This window comes from Candidatus Melainabacteria bacterium (assembly GCA_003963305.1).
Taxonomy (GTDB): domain Bacteria; phylum Cyanobacteriota; class Vampirovibrionia; order Obscuribacterales; family Obscuribacteraceae; genus PALSA-1081.
This window is the reverse complement of record RXJR01000031.1, coordinates 195,392-214,304: the sequence shown is the minus strand read 5'-3', so window position 1 is coordinate 214,304 and position 18,913 is coordinate 195,392. Positions and strand designations below refer to the sequence as shown.

At 50.2% G+C, this 18,913-nt stretch carries 15 protein-coding genes; 5 read left to right on the top strand and 10 right to left on the bottom strand.

Annotated elements, in window-relative coordinates:
• Positions 1-41 precede the first annotated feature (41 nt).
• On the top strand, positions 42-539 hold the full coding sequence (locus EKK48_27615) for an integrase (GenBank protein ID RTL36124.1): 498 nt from the start codon (positions 42-44) through the stop codon (positions 537-539).
• Between the two features lie 71 nt (positions 540-610).
• Here EKK48_27615 and EKK48_27610 read toward each other — a convergent pair whose 3' ends face one another.
• The gene (locus EKK48_27610) at positions 611-1,126 is read right to left on the bottom strand and encodes a L,D-transpeptidase (protein RTL36179.1); all 516 of its coding nucleotides are present in this window, start codon (positions 1,124-1,126) and stop codon (positions 611-613) included.
• A 601-nt stretch (positions 1,127-1,727) separates the two neighbouring features.
• On the opposite strand from EKK48_27610, the gene EKK48_27605 reads away from it, so the two are divergent.
• Complete coding sequence (locus EKK48_27605; GenBank protein ID RTL36123.1) at positions 1,728-2,264, top strand: hypothetical protein; 537 nt, start codon at positions 1,728-1,730, stop codon at positions 2,262-2,264.
• Positions 2,265-2,355: 91 nt separating this feature from the next.
• Here EKK48_27605 and EKK48_27600 read toward each other — a convergent pair whose 3' ends face one another.
• On the bottom strand, positions 2,356-2,928 hold the full coding sequence (locus tag EKK48_27600; protein RTL36122.1) for a hypothetical protein: 573 nt from the start codon (positions 2,926-2,928) through the stop codon (positions 2,356-2,358).
• Positions 2,929-2,985: 57 nt separating this feature from the next.
• Entirely contained in the window at positions 2,986-3,822 is an 837-nt protein-coding gene (locus tag EKK48_27595; protein RTL36121.1) for a GNAT family N-acetyltransferase, read from the bottom strand.
• On the opposite strand from EKK48_27595, the gene EKK48_27590 reads away from it, so the two are divergent.
• Positions 3,773-4,630, top strand: coding sequence for an aldo/keto reductase (locus EKK48_27590; protein ID RTL36120.1), 858 nt, complete (start codon positions 3,773-3,775; stop codon positions 4,628-4,630). The two genes, EKK48_27595 and EKK48_27590, sit on opposite strands and share 50 nt — an antisense overlap.
• A 31-nt stretch (positions 4,631-4,661) precedes the next feature.
• On the opposite strand, the gene EKK48_27585 is transcribed toward EKK48_27590, so the two are convergent.
• From EKK48_27585 to EKK48_27570, 4 genes are all read right to left on the bottom strand, one after another.
• Positions 4,662-5,360: a thioredoxin gene (locus tag EKK48_27585; protein RTL36119.1), complete on the bottom strand. Its 699-nt coding sequence runs from the start codon at positions 5,358-5,360 to the stop codon at positions 4,662-4,664.
• Positions 5,361-5,371: 11 nt separating this feature from the next.
• Complete coding sequence (locus EKK48_27580; protein RTL36118.1) at positions 5,372-7,060, bottom strand: hypothetical protein; 1,689 nt, start codon at positions 7,058-7,060, stop codon at positions 5,372-5,374.
• Positions 7,061-7,197: 137 nt separating this feature from the next.
• Positions 7,198-7,434 carry a hypothetical protein gene (locus EKK48_27575; GenBank protein ID RTL36117.1) on the bottom strand — a complete coding sequence of 79 codons (237 nt, stop codon included), beginning with the start codon at positions 7,432-7,434 and terminating at the stop codon, positions 7,198-7,200.
• 178 nt (positions 7,435-7,612) lie between these two features.
• Positions 7,613-10,879 carry an efflux RND transporter permease subunit gene (locus EKK48_27570; GenBank protein RTL36116.1) on the bottom strand — a complete coding sequence of 1,089 codons (3,267 nt, stop codon included), beginning with the start codon at positions 10,877-10,879 and terminating at the stop codon, positions 7,613-7,615.
• A 178-nt stretch (positions 10,880-11,057) separates the two neighbouring features.
• On the opposite strand from EKK48_27570, the gene EKK48_27565 reads away from it, so the two are divergent.
• Both EKK48_27565 and EKK48_27560 read left to right on the top strand, forming a co-directional pair.
• Positions 11,058-11,729 carry a GntR family transcriptional regulator gene (locus EKK48_27565; protein ID RTL36115.1) on the top strand — a complete coding sequence of 224 codons (672 nt, stop codon included), beginning with the start codon at positions 11,058-11,060 and terminating at the stop codon, positions 11,727-11,729.
• 29 nt (positions 11,730-11,758) lie between these two features.
• Positions 11,759-13,162: an efflux RND transporter periplasmic adaptor subunit gene (locus EKK48_27560; protein ID RTL36114.1), complete on the top strand. Its 1,404-nt coding sequence runs from the start codon at positions 11,759-11,761 to the stop codon at positions 13,160-13,162.
• Between the two features lie 69 nt (positions 13,163-13,231).
• Here the strand turns inward: EKK48_27560 and EKK48_27555 are convergent, their stop codons facing one another.
• From EKK48_27555 to EKK48_27545, 3 genes are read right to left on the bottom strand one after another with little or no spacing between them, the layout of a single operon-like run.
• Positions 13,232-14,041 carry a DUF4239 domain-containing protein gene (locus tag EKK48_27555; GenBank protein RTL36113.1) on the bottom strand — a complete coding sequence of 270 codons (810 nt, stop codon included), beginning with the start codon at positions 14,039-14,041 and terminating at the stop codon, positions 13,232-13,234.
• Entirely contained in the window at positions 14,038-17,160 is a 3,123-nt protein-coding gene (locus tag EKK48_27550) for an efflux RND transporter permease subunit (GenBank protein RTL36112.1), read from the bottom strand. Before EKK48_27550 ends, EKK48_27555 begins: the two co-directional genes overlap by 4 nt.
• A 4-nt stretch (positions 17,161-17,164) precedes the next feature.
• Positions 17,165-18,784: an efflux RND transporter periplasmic adaptor subunit gene (locus EKK48_27545; protein RTL36111.1), complete on the bottom strand. Its 1,620-nt coding sequence runs from the start codon at positions 18,782-18,784 to the stop codon at positions 17,165-17,167.
• Positions 18,785-18,913 lie beyond the last annotated feature (129 nt).

Below are 18,913 nucleotides of genomic sequence, written 5' to 3'. Positions count from 1 at the left end.
CTGTTTTCGGGATGGACTGATTCGAGCTCACTGCACTCATCATGAAGAAACTGCCAAACCGTTCTAAACCACCCAAACGTTTGAAGGATTCTACAGCCAGGGAGCGAGAGTTCCTGACGCCCGAGGAGGCCGAACGTCTCATTGCGGCTGCAAGGCGTCATGAGGCATTTGGTTTGCGGAACGCAACTATGATTGCATTCGCTTACAATCACTCGCTGCGAGCTACAGAGGTTCTGGATTTGCAGTGGGACCAGGTTGACTTCGAGAATAAGCGCATAACTGTGAAGCGGCTTAAGCGCGACTCTGAGTCTCCGAACCTGGAAATTGCATTAGACGATGCTGAAATTGATGCCCTTGTCGAGTTGAAGCGAATCAATGAGGGTTTGAAAAAATCCAGTTTCGTTTTCGTCGGTCCGCGCGGTTCGTTATTTGTCGATTCATTCGAGTTGGTGGTCAAAAAGGCTGGTGAATCTGCAAAGATAGGTTTTCCCGTGCATTCTCACATGCTACGTCATGCGAAAGAATCGTCAAACAGCTAACATGAAGCGCAATGCGAAACGTTCGTCTGGCAGCTAATGTGCGCGTCACGCATGGTTCGTCAAACAGCTGATCAGTTGGGAATATTTGAACCTGCGTGGTGTACTTGTGCCACCATTTGCGGTTCGCTGGATTTTCTGAGGTAAGCGACATCTTCGCCGGCAATTTTGGTCCCTGCATATTTTTCTACGATATATACAGGTGTTCCGACTGGCACCAGGCTATACAGTTTTTTGATGTCTTCGTTCTTATGTCTGATGCAACCATGGCTGGCATTTCTTCCAATCATAGACTGTGCGTTTGTGCCGTGCATTCCTACGAAACCTGTGTTCAAACCTAACCATGCAACTCCAAGCGGATTGCTGTGTGTTTTGCTCCAGCTTTGCACTTTTCTTTGCTTGGGGTCAATGCTCGCAGGTGGTGTCCATTCCGGGTCCCAGCGCTTGTTCGCCACCGCCATCCGGCCGTTCGGGGTCGGGGTTGTCTTCTTTCCGGTGGTGTTGGCAGCGCTGAAAATCTCTTTTAGTTTTCCGTCGTGATTTTGCAACACGTGTGTGATGTGCCGTTCCTTTTCAACTACTACAATCATTGGTCCTTTCTGGGGATGGTCAGTCTCGATGATTGTGGATAAGACGATGGTTTCTTCGGGCGGATTTGCATCTTTCTTTTCGGCAGCGTCATTTTGTGCTTCTTCGCTCGTTTTTTCACTTGCCGTGGAATTCAAGTCGGCGGTTTTTGTTTCTTCTTTCAAGGTGCCTACTCTTGTCTGTGTCAATGGTGCGTGCATCAATTCAACGGCTCTCGCGGGCGAATCCCATCCCATTAACACAGATAAAACCGCGACACAAACTAAACTTCCACGTTGCATAGAAGTATCCTCCTTCTAGTTTTGATATAGCCGAAAGCCGCGGCTCAACCAGATAACTGGCGGTCGCGCTATTCCTTTCTGTTTACTAAAATAGCGGAGACTCGTAATGCGCAAATGTTCCCGCTGTTAGTCGGTTGTCACGCTATTGTTAAATTGATGCTAACGAGAACGCATCGCCGCATCTAATGGCAAAATTTTCTTTGTTAGTTCGATAGAATGTCGTCATGTCGTTTGCTGCAGGCATAATTTTTTGCGATGCGCTTTGCTTGCATCGATCAAATCGATGACCAACTATTCGCAGTGAGAACTTACGAAAAACCCGATGATTACACGAAAACAACTACTTGCACTTACCGCGTTTGTTTTAATTGGCGCGGTCCTTATATTGATGGGAAGAGAGGAGCCATCAAAGAAAAATAAAGATGACGATCAAGCACTCCTAAATAGATCGAGTCAGGTCGTAAACCAAAAATTACCAGAAGCATCTGATTCGACAGCTCAAAATTCTGTCGCGATTGAGCCGAAATCTGTTTCACCTGATGCCCCCAATCCGACGCATCAAAATCCTACAACTGCAGCTGAAACGGCAGGTTCGATACCTCAGAATTCCGATGCCGTGGGTCCGTCAACGGTTACGTCGGTCGCTGATGCTTTTCCGCAACGCCCCGGTCGGGAAGTATTTCTGAGCCGCTGTACGATGTGTCATTCTTTGCAATCTATCGCGGCGAGCCCGAACCTATCTCGCGAAGGTTGGGAAAAGGTTGTGGCGAGAATGATCAAAAATCATGCTGCCGACATTTCCTCGCCTGAAGCTAAGCAGATCGTTGATTATCTGGCTGTTGTTAAGGGCTCCCGGTAGCCGTGACGACAGTCCCTTACGCTTAGGCTTAGCGCATACAGCATGCGCCGAGACTAGCGACTAGAACATATGTCGAGAGCACGACAGTATCTTACGACATTAGAAAGTCGAGCAATTCCGGAAATTCAACGGTATGTCGATCTTCGACGCAGAAGTGTCCATAGTTGTGAAATTCACGGTATTGAATATGGTGCACAGTGGACATGATTCGTTCCACGCTTGTGTGAATACTGTGACCGTCATTATCTGAATTGAACAGAGCCGTTCCTTTCGTCCGCGTTGGAAATTCTGGGTCTAGATGAAAATTGAAAAACTCTGTCGTGCGAGTTCGTTCAACATCTATCCACGGCGCGACAAGCGCAACTTTGCCTACCGATACGTGCGGGTGGTCGCAGAGCCATCGTACAAGGAAGCCGCCACCGCAGCTGTGTCCAACCAGAATCGTATTTTCGTTAATATCGTATCGCTCGAATTCTCTTTTCCAGGTTGGATAATGCGGCTCATGCGGGTTTGGAATTTCCGGAGTGTGTGCTTCATAACCGCGCACGATTAGCTGCTTCTGCAACCATGGCAACCAGTGGTGGTTGCTTGGTGATGGCACGCGCCCGTCGTAAACTTCGTCGTGATTGGGCGCGCCGTGAACAATGATTGCTGTTTTTCGCATGGAATTCCTGACCTTTAGCTGCGAAATATTATGCGCCTGCTTGTTTGAATATTCCAGCTAATCGATGCAGGTGTTACGCAAAAATACGTATATACAACTTATGCCGGCGTCAGATGGGCAGTTAGAATCAAGCATGCGCGACTCTTTGAGCGTGAACCCGGCTTTTTCCAGTGCCCTGCATGAAGCTTTGTTTTCCTTTTGTGGAACTGACACCACTGCATCGCACTCGGGATACAGTTGGAACGCTTTTGTTACCATTTTTGAGATTATCGCAGGACCAATGCCTTTTCCTACAAAGTCTGGGTTTCCGATTAGATAGTCAATGCCGATGGAATTTTCTACTGCTACTGTTCTATCCCAATCTGGAAAATCTGCGTGTTTGTAACACTGAATCATTCCAATCGGCAGGTCGTTTCCACTCTTCGGTTCCTTTGCAATCACCGGTTCCTTTGCAATCACTGGTTCCTTTGCAATCACCGGTTCCTGTTCAATCACCGGTTCCTCTTCAATCAACGGTTCCTGTTCAATCAACGGTTCCTTTTCAATCGGCAAATCTTTCAAAGATGCAATGAAGACATGTGTTTTCGTATCCGGCGCCATGCGCGGCCCGTATTTTTCCTTTACGGCTTTGAGGTCCGTCAGACCGTCCCAAAACCTAGCAACATGTGGGGCATTGATCCACTCGACAAGTGTTGGGAGATGTTCTGGTGCTAGCGGAACTAGTGCAATCTTCGGTGTGTTACTTGACATTGTCATGCTGAGGTTCCTGGTTGAGTGTCTCCGTGATGAGCACCTGCGGTAGACTATCAAAGCGAGTCGAGCCGTGTGTGAACACAAGTTGGAGATGCATATGCCAGTCGTCACATATAACCAGATCGAAGTTCCTTCCTTCATGTACGGAACAGCGTGGAAAAAAGATGCGACTGCTCGACTGGTCGAGGAAGCAGTCGACGCAGGATTTAGATCGATTGACACCGCCAATCAACTAATTCATTACTACGAAGAAGGTGTAGGACACGCTCTGCAATCGCTGGCGAAGCGCGGGATTTCGCGCGAGAAACTGTTCTTGCAGACCAAATTTACATCCGTCAACGGACAGGACCATCGCACTCCTTACGACGCGTCCGCAAATGTGACGACACAGGTTAAGCAGTCATTCGAAAGTTCGCTCAAGCACTTGCACACTGACTATCTCGACAGCTACGTGCTGCATGGACCTTACACTCGCGGCGGTCTGGTGCGCGAAGATTGGGAAGTCTGGCATGAGATGGAAGCTCATTTTGCCGCTGGTAAGACACGCATGATCGGCATCAGCAACGTCAGCGCCTATCAATTGACTGAGCTTTGCTCGAAGGCAAAGACGAAACCGATGATGGTGCAAAACAGGTGCTACGCGTCTGCGGGGTGGGATATGGAAGTGCGGCAGATTTGCCTGGATAGCGACATCATCTATCAGGGCTTTTCTTTGCTAACTGCCAATCCACAGGTTCTCGTCGATTCAAACGTTCGTGCGCTGGCAAAGAAATACAACACAGGCACTGCGCAGATTGTTTTTCGCTTTGCGATGCAAGTCGGAATGTTGCCGATCACTGGCACCACTAGTGCAAAGCACATGCAAGAAGATTTGACGTGTGAGACCTTCACTCTTGAACCGGCTGAAGTTCGCCAGATCGAGTTGATTTCAGTGCAAGCTGCTCGCTAAAGCGCCAATCAAGGAAACTGAGGTGCGCAATTTATTTCTGCCCGTTCAGCTCTTTGATTTGATTCTCGAATGCTTCTAGTGAAGCAGGTGCTCCGGCTTCGTTTTTCAGAACCTTGCCGGCCGCATCAAGATAGATCAGCGTCGGATATGCGTTGACATTGTATTTTTCTTTCAACGCACTGTTGTCCGGACTATCGCCATCGAGACTGACAAATTGGATACCTTTGAAGTGCTTTTGCGCTTCTTCGAAGTGCGGTTTGAACTCCTGGCAGGGACCGCACCAGGTGGTTGAGAAATCGATGATCTTCTTTACCAGCCCTGAACCACTGCTGGTGGCTGCTGTCGCAGATGACGACGCAGCCGGCTTAGGCGCAGGTGCCGGAGTCGCCGTGGCGATCGGCGTTGGAGCTGATGTTCTGATTTTGTCTATGGTCGCCAGTCCCCGCTGGGCATAACTGCGAAGAGGCTCGGCGCCGTTTGCGATAACCCAGTTATATTCTGCTTTCGCTTCGGTCATGCGATTCAAGTTCTGTGCGCACAGAGCAATGTAATAGTGCGCAGTAGGATTGGTCTTCAGGTTAAGAGCCTGGAGCTTCTGAAGACAGGCGAGATACCTTCCGGCATTGTAGTCATTTATTGCTTCTTGGGCACTTGGCGCCGCTATTGCTGTCACGCTTGCAGACAGACTAGTGAGGATTATGGTTGCGAACAGGAGAGCCGTTTTTTTCATGACACATTCCTCTAAGTTGCATCGCGAAGGTCTTTTAAGAAGTTCTTCGCGGTCACATTGTCGGGGTCGAGCGCAATAGCGTTGAGGAGCAGTTTTTCAATTAACTCTGCCAGTTGGTCGTCCACTTCTCCTTTGGCGAGATTCAGATGGCAGGCGGCCATGGCCGTGTAAGACTCGCTGCTGGTCGGGTATTTATCGATGCAGTGTTGGCAGATGAATTTGCCCAGCCATTTCAATGGATCAGTGCAGCCGTGAATCACTGCGACATTCAGCAGTGTCGGCACCAAATCTTTGTCTTCGGCAAACTCGGCAACAAGTTTTTTAACTGCTTCTTCGCCGCCGGTATCCAGCAAAAGCGCCAGCCTGCGGGCTATCGCGTCGACGGCAAAACTCTCTTCATCCAGATCGTCAGTGACATCGTCCTGGTATCCGTCTTCCTCATCCCAGAGAAATACTTTGTATGCGAGCGGCACGTTGTCGGTGTCTGGATAGAAGGTTCTTAAAACAAGATCCTTTTGCAAATCGCTGTAGAAAGCATGCAAATCTACCGCTGAGATCTCGGCAAGTTCTCCACACTGAGGGCAGATCGCTGTCAGATCGTCAAAATCAACATGCGACAGCAGATGCAGCCAGTTGATCATTTCCGCCCAGTCACTGTACGCAACTTTTGGCAAATGCTTGATGACGTTTGCTGTGAACTCTCTGCCACAGTTGTCACAGCGATATTGACAGAGCCGTGAGTCCATAGCCAGAGCTCCAAACTCTTTTGTCAATTTGGTGCGCCCCGAGAGCACGGTGTCATCGACAAATGTTTCGAACGGTAGTATCGCCCGTAGTGCCGTCTCCGAGGGCGGTTCCATGTCGAGCCAATCGTCTATATTGAATTTCTCTTTGAAGTCCCTGGTTGGCGTTCGCTCGTGTGCGAGGTCTTGCAGCCATTTGTGAGCTTCAAGAAGGTTTTGTTGAGCTGCCCACTCAATGTAGCGGGCGCCGCGCTCGACGTCTCGAGCCGTGCCATCTCCGACCCAGTGCATCGTGCCGCAGACAAACGTTCCTTCGAGGTGACCCTGGTCAGCCAACTCTTCGCAAATAATCAGAGCCGCCACCGGGTCGACTTCGCAACCGATGCCATTTCTCAGCATCTGAGCAAGGTGGAATTTTGCGTCGTCATTGTCTGATGCAGCCAGACTAATCCACTTAAATGCTTCGGCGTAGTTCTTGCCGATTGTTTTGTCGTACTCGTAAAGATTTCCTAGTTGAAATTGCGATGAGCTGAATCCCAGTTCAGCAGCTTCATGCAACAGTTCTATGGCATCATCGAGGCGCCCTTCGTCCATGTGATAGAGGGCGAGCTCGTGCATCGCAGGTGGTGCGTGCTGCAATGCTGCTTTTTGAAACCACTTCTTCGCTTCCTCGCGATTTGTTTCTACGCCTTCACCGTCGCGGTAATGCTGACCGACGAGTATTTGCGCAAACGGCAGACCCTGCTCGGCTGCCTTTACGTAGCATTCAACGCCTTTCGAAAGATTCTTTTGTACGTCGACGCCGACCAGATATTTCGAACCAAGCGCCAGAAGGGCGTAAGGCTCGCCTGCATCTGCAAGCTCTTTCAGCTCGCCTTGCCCCAGCTCAAGCATGGCGGCAAGTGCATGTTCGTTGTGAAGGTAATGAGGGTGATGAGCCGACGAGTCAGTTGTCAAACCAGAGACCAGATATAAGGATGCAACTCAACACTTTAACAGGATTGGCGAAAATCAGACAGAGTCAGCGTCAAAGTCCTGCCGTGTGAGCGGCGTTTAACTCCGGTAAAGGCTCTTGAATACGCCGGGCGGCTGTTCTACTGCGCCTCACTATGGTTGCGTCGGACATAGTCGTGATTAACGTTGCTGATTTCCAGTGCGGGCAGGCTTCCTTCAGACTGCATCGTTTGGGAAGCTTGCATAATTTGCGCTCTCTTTCGACTTTCCGCGTTGAAGTATCCAGCCCGATTGCTATACGCGCTTTCGATGTTAGTAGTCGGTTTGGCTTCGAGCGGTTCCGGAGCGTCATTAGAATTTGTTATTTGACTGTCCATTTTGTTCACTTCGCGCTGTTAATTGACGGTTGGGCGATTCGGTGCTTTTAACGTAATGCACTCGGGGTAAAAGCGAGGTAAAGCTCCAAACGATAGCCTTATGGCGCTTGCGCCGGCTCAAGCCATGGCAGCACCGCTCTCCCGAAGCATTATTTAAGCGAGTAAGCCAGGAGCAGATTCATTCTCGTAAGTGAGCAATGTCTGCCGGGCTGTGCGACACAGGTTTGGGCTTGGAGAAGCTTCGATTCTTGTTTCGATGCATGACGGTAAAGATTAGCGGTACCCAGAGCAACGTGAAGAACGTCGCTACCACCAGCCCCCCAATCACGGCTCGACCGAGAGGCGCGTTCTGTGCGCCGCCGGAACCGCTTCCGATTGCCATCGGCACCATACCAATAATCATCGCCGCCGCCGTCATCAGCACCGGGCGGAAGCGGGTACTTCCGGCTTCTAATGCTGCTTTCATTGGGTCCAGACCCTCGGCTAGCTTTTCACGTGCGAAGCTGACTACCAGAATGCTGTTTGCTGAGGCTACTCCGATGCTCATGATTGCGCCCATAAGAGCCGGAACGCTAAATGGGGTTTGAGTCAAAAAGAGCGCCCAGACTATTCCGCTCAACGCGCCTGGAATCGCCATCAAAATAATGAGCGGATCTACCCATGATTGGAAATTGACCACAAGCAGCAAATATACAAGGACGAGTGCAAACAACATTCCTGTTAGCAACCCGGAAAATGCTGCTTGCATGCTCACCATCTGACCGCGCAGATCGAGGAAAACACCGTGCGGTAGTTTGCCTTTGTACGAACCGACAATAGTTTGTACCTTTTGAGCAACGGAATTTAGATCTGTTCCTTCAACGTTAGCCAGAATGTCTATTACCGGTTGCACGTTGTAGTGATTGATCACGGTTGGTGCAACCGATCTGTCGAAGCTCGCCAGGTTACCTAAAAGCTGACTCTTTGAGCCTTCAGCGTTTGTTACTACTGTATTGGAAAGGTCTGACATCGAAGCTATTAATCGTTGTGGCGTCTGAACCGCCAGGCTGTAGTTGACACCATTCTTGGGATTGACCCAGAAATTTGGTGCGGTTTGGAAGCTGGAGCTGAGTGAAACGAGCATCGAGCCTGCGATGTCTCTTTGCGTATAACCGAGCTGCGCGGCTTTCTGTCGGTCTACATTGACATTGATTACAGGTCCGTTAATCGATTGTTTGATGTGCACATCGACAGCGCCAGGAATCTTTTCAATTTGTCCGCGAATCTTTTCCGCCAGAGCATAATTGCCCTTCATGTCCTGACCCCGCACTTGCACGTCGATCGGCGCTGCTAGACCGGCATTCAAAATCTGAGTAACGATGTCTGCCGGTTGGAAAAAGAACACGCATTCCGGATGCAACTTAGGCAGTTTCTCGCGCAGCATTTTTCTGTAATACGAACTTGGTTTGTCGTGCTTTCTCACGAGCGTCACTAGAATTTCACCGTCTGCTTCGGTGTAGTTGACGCTGTCGCTCGAAGACAGGTTCAAGCCTGAGTTGGGAATTCCCATGATGTCTGCGATGTTGTCTATTTGATCGGCTGGAATCCATTGCGCGATGTCAGCCTCGATTCGTTTGATCAGCCGCTCTGTTTCCTCTACGCGCATGCCGCGGGGCGCTCCCACGTGCATACGAAGAACACCGGCGTCGATTGTTGGAAAGAAATCTTCGCCCAGGAAAGGTACGAACGAAAAACTGATTGCCATAAAAATTACGGTACAGGCAACCACAGCCCACTTGCGCAAAAGGATGTAAGCAAGAAATGAGTGATAGACGTGCCGAACTTTGTCGAACCCTGAATCGATTCTTTTCGTCAGTAGAGACAGCAGCGCAGAAAATCCTGTCCTGGGCTTATGGTGCAGCTCGGCGTGACTGGCGAGCATGTACTTAGCCATCACGGGCACCACCGTTCGTGATAGGAAATAAGACGCCAACATAGAGCCGCACACTGCCAATGCGAGTGGGTAGAAGAGTGAGCGCGCGGGTTCCGTCAAAAGAAATACCGGAGTAAACACAATACAAATGGAAATTGTCGATATGAAAGCCGGTGCCGCGATTTCAGCAGCTGCTTCGAGAATGGCTGACCTCATCCATTTGCTGGTTGATTCTTTGTCGTCCATGACTCCTGCTTCGTGCGCTGCCAGTCGCTGGGAGCGCATCAGCTCGAGGTGCCGGTGAATGTTTTCGACTTCTACAGTGGCGTCGTCAACCAGCATTCCTACAGCGAGTGCGAATCCGCCCAGAGTCATAGTGTTCAGTGTTTGACCAGTGAGCTTTAAAATGATCAGTCCAGCCAATACAGATAGCGGAATAGATATCGCTACGATGACGGTGGATTGCCAGTCGCCCAGCAAAAGCAGCATTAAGATTGCCGTTAGCCCGGCAGCTGTGAGTCCTTCTTTCACGACATCGTCGACAGCTTCTTGCACGAAAATCGATTGGTCATTGAGGATTCGCAAATCAACGCCGGCAGGCAAAATGTTTTCGATAGCAGGAATTTGCGCTTTGACTCTGTTCACGACATCGATAGTCGAAGCAGCACCAAGTTTGACGACGTTCTGGAGAATAGCTCTGCTGCCGCTCTCGTTCACCACGTTTGTCTGAACGGCGAGCCCGTCGTGGATTTGTGCGACGTCTTTCATCAAAATCGTCGCATCACCAACCTGCTTAACCGGCATTTCGTTGAGCTGCTCTACAGTGGTGGGGCTGCTGTTCAGCATGACATAGTATTCGGTTGTGCCGAATTTCGCAGTTCCAGCCGGCAGAATAATGTTCTGTTGATTGAGAGCCAGAGCCACGTCTGCCGCCGAAACACCTTTGGAGGCGAGTTTTTGCGGGTCGATGTCGACCATGATTTGTCTCGCCGCACCACCGTAAGGCCACGGCAGGGCAGCACCTTGCACGGTGGCAAGTTGTGTGCGCACGAAATTGTTAGCGAAGTCAAATAACTTCGTTTCAGGAATTGTTTTAGAGCTGATACATAGCTGCATAACCGGGATGTCTGTCGCACTGAATGCGGTGACCAGCGGCGGCGTGACGCCAGGCGGCATCTGTTTCAACATGGTCTGGCAAATTGCGGCAAGCTCGGCAAGTGATTCTTGAGCGTTGGCATCCTGATGCAAATAGAGTTTGATTACGCAAACACCAACCAGCGAGAGTGACTCTATATGCTCGATTCCAGTGACAGTTGTGGTGGCAGCGCGCTCCGTGACGTTTGTGATACGCCGCTCCATTTCAACGGGAATCAGCCCCGTGTAATTCCAGACGCAGGTGAGAACCGGAATGTTGATGCGAGGAAAAATGTCTACCGACATCTGTTTGATCGAAAGTGACCCAAACAGCGCGATTAAAATCGCCACGACGACAAATGTGTAAGGCCTGTCTAAGGCAAGTCTGACGATCCACATAAACTTTTTGACCTCGAGTCTAATCAATTATAGCCGGATTATCGATAATTCGGCTATAATTGCTAAGGGGAAATTTTTTCAAAAAATCCCTGAAGTGATTGATTCGGCGATAATTGAGCTGCTTGGCAAGTTTTGCCGCCAAATTGGGTAATTATCGATAATTTGGGTGAGATCAACGGTGCAATCGACAGATAAGACGACTCCTGAGAAGTCCAAAAATTGTGCAAGCAATCGCATAAAAGATGTGATTTTGCAGCGTATCTGCGATGGAACATATGCACCTGGTCAGAAACTTGTTGAGCTACAAATTGCCAAAGAATTTGCCACCAGTCAGGCTCCCATTAGGGAGGCTCTTTCGCAGCTCGAGGCAATGCGTGTAGTCGAAACGCAACCATATAAAGGTACGCGTGTCAGAGAAGTTACGAGCCGTGAAATGCAGGAGTGTCTTGAAATTCGGGGCGTTCTCGAACAACTTGCGGCCGAAAAGATGGGTGACAGATTGTTGCCTCGAATGGATGAGTTACGCGCGAAAGCTCTTGAAACAGTCGCTGCTGCGCGTGAGCAGAATGCGCAGAAATACGGTTTTGCCAATATCGAATTCCATAGAATCATTGTGGAAGCCTCTGGCAATGCAACTTTGATGATTGTCTGGGAGACGATAGCGCCTGAGATTAGAATGCTTTCGCTAGCCCACTCCAATTTGTTCAATCTCGAGGAGTGTGCGCAAGAGCATATGGAAATCATCGAGGCATTTGCTGAAAACGACAATCGTTATGCCGGCAAACTTCTAAAGTTGCACACTGAAACTGTCTTGGTCGGAGTCGAGTCTCCAGGGAATCCGTCCACATAAAGACATAAAGAGGAGTAAGAGACAAAAGCATGGAACCGAATAGCGACACGTTAGCATCTGCGACATTGCCTGAGAGTCAGGTTCCGGTTGCTGCCGGCGTTCCCGCGAAAAAATCAGCTTTGCCCTGGACTATTGGCACCATAGTGGTGGTCGCACTGATCGGTCTTATTGCATTCGGTGCTTTGCCAAGAATTTTTCAACAACAAACACTGATTCAGGACACCAAGAAGCAGATCAGCGAAGCCCCCAGTGTCTCAATCGTCGTTGCTCAACCCGGAGCCGCGATACAGGAATTTGTATTACCAGGTTCCACTCAAGCGATTCAGGTTGCCCAGATATACGCACGCGTAAATGGCTATTTGAATGAGCGGTTTGCAAATATCGGTGACCAGGTAAAAGCCGGTCAGGTGCTGGCAACGATTGATACGCCTGAAATCGATCAACAGGTGCAGGCAGCAGAAAGTGCGGTACAACAAGCCAGAGCCCAGGTGGAAAATGCCAAAGAAACTCAGGTAAAAGCTCAGGCTGATATGCGCACCGTGGCGGCGAATGTACGCAAGGGACGGACTGACTTGCAGTTCTACACAGCTGAAGTTACACGCTACACCGGGCTTGCTAAACAAGGTGCAGTCAGTCTCGAAGACAGAGATTCTCACGTGCAGCAATATAACGGTGCAGTTGCAACACTTGAATCATTGAATGAAGCCGAGCGATCTGCCAGGGCGACATACAACTCTGCTGCAGCAGCGGTCAAGGCAGCCCAGAGTGCGCTTGACACAGCAAAGGCGCAGCATCAGCAAATAGAAGCGACCCGGTCGTTTAAAAAAGTGACAGCACCGTTTTCCGGAATCATTACCAAGCGAAACGTTGACGCTGGTGCGTTGATTAGTTCCGGAAGCAACAATGGCAGTTCGATTTTGTTTGAAGTAGCAAAAACAGATGTGTTGCGTGTTTTTGTCTACGTGCCCGAGCAATACGTCCCCTACATTCATCAGGGCGAGATCGCAAAATTGACGTTCCCTGAGTTTCCACGACAAGATTTCGAAGGTACGGTGACGAATGTCTCGGGCGGCCTGGATGAAACATCCAAGACATTGCAAGTTGAAATTCATGTGCCCAATCAGAATCATAAGCTCTTGCCCGGAATGTATGCCAAGGTTCGCTTTCAAGCTCCGTCTACGATGAGGCTGCCGGTTATTCCAGCGTCGACTCTAGTGACTCGCGCCGATGGACAATTTGTCTATGTCCTGGATAAAGATAACGTTGTACACGTTAAGAAGCTTGATGTAGGGCGCGATCTGGGCGGACAATTTGAAGTCGCCAATGGTGTCAATGATGGTGACAGAGTGATTATCAGCCCGCAGGATTTTATTATGGATGGAATGAAGGTAAATCCTGTGGTGGCACCGATTTCTCAGACCACCGGCAAGTAGCATTTCGCATACAACAGGTCGTTCTGTATTTCGCTGCCGCTCTGAGCTCTGCCCTGTCCGTTGCTGTTCCTACTTTTCAGGTTTTGCATCATGGAGGAATCTTGATGGTGTATCTGGGATCGGCAAAATTGCATCTCGCACCAGCTCGAACATTGATGGTGAGATCTTAAGTTCGCCGCTGTAAGGGTCTGAGTAAGCCGCCAGGAGCCAGATGTTTAAAGCCAATGCCGCTGCAACGAGAGTCGTCATAGCACCTTGCACTTGATGAAATTGCGAGGCAAAGACATAAGTGAATGCCACCGTAATAAGTGCGCCGATACCTACCACTACCCATAGTGCTTTTGGCATCGCCGTTGATGCAAGCAAGATTCTTTGTCTACGCTGTTCTCCAAGTGATTGCATGGAAGCGATCATGCCCTGTTGCAAATTGCTCTGCCTGTCGTTCTCTGGCACGGTTGCCAAAACGGCTTCCCACAGTTGTTGGTAGGTCTCCCATCCGTGATTGATTTTTTCGTGCCGTTGCATCTTCGGCCACTCAGAGTTGATCACATCATCAACGTAAGCTCGACAAAGATTACGAATTCTCGGTCGGTCGATATCCGACATGCCCCGAGCTATACGAAATACGCTGGCCACATTGCTTGCTTCCATTTGTCCACACATTTGTGCGTCTTGATATTTGGTCATGGCGCTGGCGATCATGAATCCGAGGAGCACGGAAAATAGTGTTCCAACAACGCCCATCATGGCTTCGCCGGCGCTGTGATGTTGCTCGAGAATTTCGATTTTTACGAATCTATTGACGATGTGTTGACCCACTAGAGCAATTCCTACAAAGAGGAATACAAGTAGGAATGCGTCGTTAGCGGTGTTCATCATTTTGTTTTATTGATTAGTTTAGGGCTTGTCGTATCGCTAGGTTCGGCTGATTCGGTCACTCTTATATTAGAGTCGTGCTCGTCATGGGATCTACTCTTGAAGACTTTGAAAATCCAATTTTGCAAATCATCCATATAAGTGAAGACTACAGGCACAACAACCAGTGTCAAGAGAGTAGACATGAACAATCCACCCACAACTGCTATCGCCATGGGTGCTCTGGCTTCCGAACCGGCACCCAGCCCTACGGCGATGGGAAGCATGCCCGCTATCATAGCAGTTGTTGTCATCAGAATCGGTCGCATCCTGGTTCGGCCGGCACTAAAAATTGCCTCGCGACGACTCATGCCGCTCGACATCGCCGCGAGGCAGTATTCGACGAGAAGAATAGCGTTTTTAGTGACCAGACCCATGAGCATGACGATGCCAATCAGCGCATACATGTCGATCGGCTTGTTGAAAAGTACCAGACCGATCAAGGCGCCTCCGAGTGACAGCGGCAACGACATCATGATCGTGAAAGGCTGCAAAAATCCTCGGAACAATAGCACCAGAACTGCGTAGATAAGGAGCACTCCGGTGACGATGGCATAACCGAAGCCTCCGAAAATATCGCCCTGAATTTCGGCATCGCCGGTCTTATGTTCCTTCAGTGAGGGCGGCATATTTTTGTATGCGGGCAGGTTGTGGATAGCCTCGAGTGCTTGCCCAAGAGTGTAATTGGCGCCGAACTTGGCGTTGATGGAAACCTGGCGAGCCCGGTCGTGTCTGTCGATTTTGAACAATCCACTGTCGAGAGAAACTTTAGCGACACTCGACAACGGCACGAGCCTGCCCCCGTTACCTGCGACACGCAAATTGCCTATCACCGACATCTTGTGACGATATTTGGGATCGATTTGCACAACAATCGGTATCTGTCTGTCAGCCAGGTCGAATTTTGGACGGTTTGCTTCGGTATCGCCCACGGTAGCAACTAGAGCCGTTCGGGCTATCGATTCGACCGAAACTCCTTGTTCCGCTGCTCGGGCGAAGTCAGGCCGAACTACGATTTCAGGTCGCAGCGATGACGCGGTTGATTGAACGTCTGTCAGCTCTGGAATTTTTCGTACTTCTTTTGTCAGTTCTTGAGCCGTCTGCTCCAGGGCTGCAGTGTCGTAACTGGTGAGCAGAATTTGCACGCTGCCTGAGCCCCAGCCGCCGTTGAAGGTTACACGCGCACCTGGCACTTCAGCGAATTGTGGGCGCAATTTGTCTTCAAATTCATCTTGCGAAATTTTGCGCTCGCCTTTGGGCTTGAGAACTATGTGAATGCGTCCCTGATTTACCTCACCACCTTTTCCGACAGAGGAGAAGATGGTCACTACTTCAGGTTGTTTCTTGATAATTCCGGTCAGCTTGTCAACGACATTGAGCGTGTCTTGCAATTGTGATCCCGGTGGCAATTCCACCGTAATTGTCGATTCGCCCCGGTCGATTCGTGAGACAAGTGAAGTCGGTAGCGATTTGAAAAGCACGCAGCTGGCGCCAAAGAAAATGATGCCGGCGATTGCCGTAATCAATCTGTGTTTCAGGGCAAGAGCGAGGAAGTGTTCGTAGATATTATTGAGTGTATGTGATTCCTTTACTTCTTTGTGTGGCTTGAGCCAGTAGGCTGCCATCACGGGAGTAATCAATCTTGCCACCAGAAGTGAGCAGAATACGGCTACCGAAACAGTCAATCCGAATTGGCGGAAGAATTGACCCGGTATACCTCCCATAAAGGCAACCGGCAGGAAAACAACCACTGCTGCCATTGTGGTGGCAACGACCGCTAGACCAATTTCGTCAGCCGCGTCAATTGCGGCGAAATATGGCTTTTTGCCCTGGTTCATATGCCGCACAATGTTTTCGATTTCAACGATTGCATCGTCGACGAGAATTCCTATGACCAGCGCCATTCCGAGGAGCGACATGTCGTTGAGCGTAAAGTCTGCTAATTTCATGAAGCCGAACGTCGGTATTACAGACAGTGGCATAGCAACGGCTGCGATAATCGCCGCTCTTCCGTCCCTGAGAAATGCCCATATGACGATTACAGCTAATATTGCGCCCAGCAAAAGCGACTCGAAGGTAGAGTCACATGATTCGCGCACATATTTTGCGTCGCTGAAAATCCGAGTGAATTTTATGTCTGGTCCTAATCGCTTTTGTAAGTCGTCGAGAATTCGCTCAGCGTCTTTCTCGACGGCGACAATGTTTTTTCCGCGGCGTCGAATGATTTCGAAGCTGACTACTGAGTTGCCATCCAGCATTGCTTTGTGCCGCTGCTCTGATATCCCTTCCGACACGTCACCCAGCGCCCGCAGTTCCACCCAGCGGTTGCCCGGCAGCATGATGCGTGTCGATCTGAGAGCATCCACCGTGGGGGCACTGCCCAGCGTGCGAATCGATTCTTCAGCCGCGCCCACCGTGCCCCGACCACCAGGTAGATTGATGTTCAGCGCGCGCAGCTGCGTGTTGACCATGTCTGCTGTGACTCCAAGGGCTTCCAATCTGATCGGGTCCAGGCTGACGTTGATCTGCCGATCCACTCCACCAAATCTGTAAACTTGACCGATGTTGGAGTTCGCCATGAGGGCACGCGAAACGTCATTGTCGACAATCCAGCTCAATTCGAGTGTGGGGCGATTTTTTGTCGATGAGATTGTGTATGTGATTGAGGAACCGCTGACGTAATCCTGGCGCTGAACTATCGGTTCTTCGATGCCGCGAGGCAGTTGTTGCCTGATGCGTGAAATGGCTTCGCGAACATCGTTGGTGGCTCGATCGCTGTTCGTTCCCAATTCGAATTCAATATTAGTGTTGCTTACTCCAGTATTTACTTCTGAATAAATGTGTTTGACGTTGGCGACGCTGGCAATTGCGTCTTCCACCTTTTTAGTGATTTGCGTTTCCAGCTCGATTGGAGCTGCGCCGCTCATGGTCACACCCACCCAGACCCAGGGCATGTCGATGTTTGGCTCTTCTTCGATGCCCAGTTGGGCCAGCGATGTGCAGCCGAAGACGGTCAGCAGTACAAACAAAATAATGGGCGGAATTGGATTGCGGATGCACCATGCGGAAATATTCCAATTCATAGGATTATTTCGCGACGCGAACGACGTCGCGGTCGGAGAGGAATCGTGCGCCCTGCACTACCACAGTTTGCCCTTCATTTAGACCACTGATGATTTCGGCATAGGTGTCATTTTCTTGACCGACTTTTACCGGGTAACTCGCCACTCTATCGCCGTCCAGGGTGAATACCGCTGATTGACCGTTTCGAGTGATGACCGCACCGACTGGCACGGTGATGGCGTTGCGTTTGCCGAATGTGACATCGGCACGGGCGAACATGCCTGGTTTCAGCCCCGCGTTGTCTGGAAGCGAGATGCGCACAGTTCCCAGTCGTGTTAATGGATCGACCTGTGGGCTTACGAGTTTGACGGTCGCCTTGATCGGTCTGGAATCTTCCTCTGTCGAGGTTACAGTGACAACCTGTCCGGGTTTGAACTTGATCAAATCCTGGTCCGATACTTGAGCGCGTAATTCCAGTTTGTTCAGTCTGATGATTGAGAAGAGCGGCGTACCAGCAGTTGTAATGTCGCCGATATGGGCATCGCGCTTCGAGATCAGCCCATCGTCAGGTGCGACGATGATGGTTTGGGCGATTTGCTCTTGCAGTTGATTGATTTGAGCTTTTGTTTCTGCCAGAGCCGCTCTGGAAATTTCTATATCTTCGTTGCGTCCGCCGTGAGTCGCTGCCAGCAATTTTTCGCGTGCTTGCGTTTCAAGAAATTGCGCAGCCTTGATTTTTGCTGTGGAACTGGCTACTTCTTCGCGTGCGGTATCGGCTGCCAGTTGCTTCGCTTCCGCTTCCTGTGCGCTGTTGGCACCCATTCTAGCCAGGGTCTTATAACGGGTGGCATTGATATTGGCGTCTCGCAAATTTACTTTTGCTTGAGCGGCGTGTGCTTGCTCCTGGGCTGTGTTTGCCTCTGCCTGCGCCAGTGCCGCTTGCAGAGCGCGGATGTCCTCAGAGCGATTGGGTTGAATTGCCTTTTTCAAGTTCGCTTCATTTGAAGCTAATCTTGCTTGTGCTTGTTTGAGTTGCGTCTTAAGAACAGCGGAGTTCAGCGTCACAAGCACCTGGCCTTTCTTGACGCGATCTCCTTCTTCTACATTGACCGAGTTGATGCGAAGTCCACCCACTTCAGAGCCTACACTGAGAGGGTCCCAGGCGCTGATAGATCCCGTCACGACGAGGTCGTCGTCAACCATGCGTTTCTCTGCTCTCGCAGTCGTAACTGTAACCGCAGGTGGTGCTGCCTTGGGAGCCTGATGCGGTTGCCAGGGCTTGTTGTTGTACAAGTAGATGCCGAGCATTCCGGCAATGCCCAAAATTACAGCTGCTGCGATCGCCAGTGTGGTTTTACGCGACAGTGCGGGTGCATGATCTATCTGACGCAGTTGTTGGTTCTTATGTGGTTGAAGAGCACCAGGTTGCAAGCCCACAGGTTGCAGGGAACCGGTCTGTCGAGAATCCGGCTGTAGTGAATCGGTCTCGACCGCATCAGGCTGCAGGGTATCAGAACGCATAGACGTGGCATCCTGACCTCCAGTCCGTTCTGGAAGCTGTTCTTCGTGTTTACTGTTTGCCGAATGATCGCCGATTACTTGTATCGATGATCCAGTAAGGGATTCCGAGAATTCTTTAGTCATTACTTCGGTCTCGTTTTCCGATTGGCATTAACCGGAAAACCTGGCGCGGCGGATCTAACTATCGATTGTGAGATTCTATCAATGCTACCGCGATAAGCGTAAGTTTGCCTTAATTCTTGGCAAAGCCGC

Excerpts from the sequence above, each read along its gene's own strand:
- EKK48_27615 (RTL36124.1), top strand. The coding sequence starts at position 42 with ATGAAGAAACTGCCAAACCGTTCTAAACCACCCAAACGTTTGAAGGAT.
- EKK48_27610 (RTL36179.1), bottom strand. The coding sequence starts at position 1,126 with ATGATTGTAGTAGTTGAAAAGGAACGGCACATCACACACGTGTTGCAA.
- EKK48_27605 (RTL36123.1), top strand. The coding sequence starts at position 1,728 with ATGATTACACGAAAACAACTACTTGCACTTACCGCGTTTGTTTTAATT.
- EKK48_27600 (RTL36122.1), bottom strand. The coding sequence starts at position 2,928 with ATGCGAAAAACAGCAATCATTGTTCACGGCGCGCCCAATCACGACGAA.
- EKK48_27590 (RTL36120.1), top strand. The coding sequence starts at position 3,773 with ATGCATATGCCAGTCGTCACATATAACCAGATCGAAGTTCCTTCCTTC.
- EKK48_27595 (RTL36121.1), bottom strand. The coding sequence starts at position 3,822 with ATGAAGGAAGGAACTTCGATCTGGTTATATGTGACGACTGGCATATGC.
- EKK48_27585 (RTL36119.1), bottom strand. The coding sequence starts at position 5,360 with ATGAAAAAAACGGCTCTCCTGTTCGCAACCATAATCCTCACTAGTCTG.
- EKK48_27575 (RTL36117.1), bottom strand. The coding sequence starts at position 7,434 with ATGGACAGTCAAATAACAAATTCTAATGACGCTCCGGAACCGCTCGAA.
- EKK48_27570 (RTL36116.1), bottom strand. The coding sequence starts at position 10,879 with ATGTGGATCGTCAGACTTGCCTTAGACAGGCCTTACACATTTGTCGTC.
- EKK48_27560 (RTL36114.1), top strand. The coding sequence starts at position 11,759 with ATGGAACCGAATAGCGACACGTTAGCATCTGCGACATTGCCTGAGAGT.
- EKK48_27555 (RTL36113.1), bottom strand. The coding sequence starts at position 14,041 with ATGATGAACACCGCTAACGACGCATTCCTACTTGTATTCCTCTTTGTA.
- EKK48_27550 (RTL36112.1), bottom strand. The coding sequence starts at position 17,160 with ATGAATTGGAATATTTCCGCATGGTGCATCCGCAATCCAATTCCGCCC.
- EKK48_27545 (RTL36111.1), bottom strand. The coding sequence starts at position 18,784 with ATGACTAAAGAATTCTCGGAATCCCTTACTGGATCATCGATACAAGTA.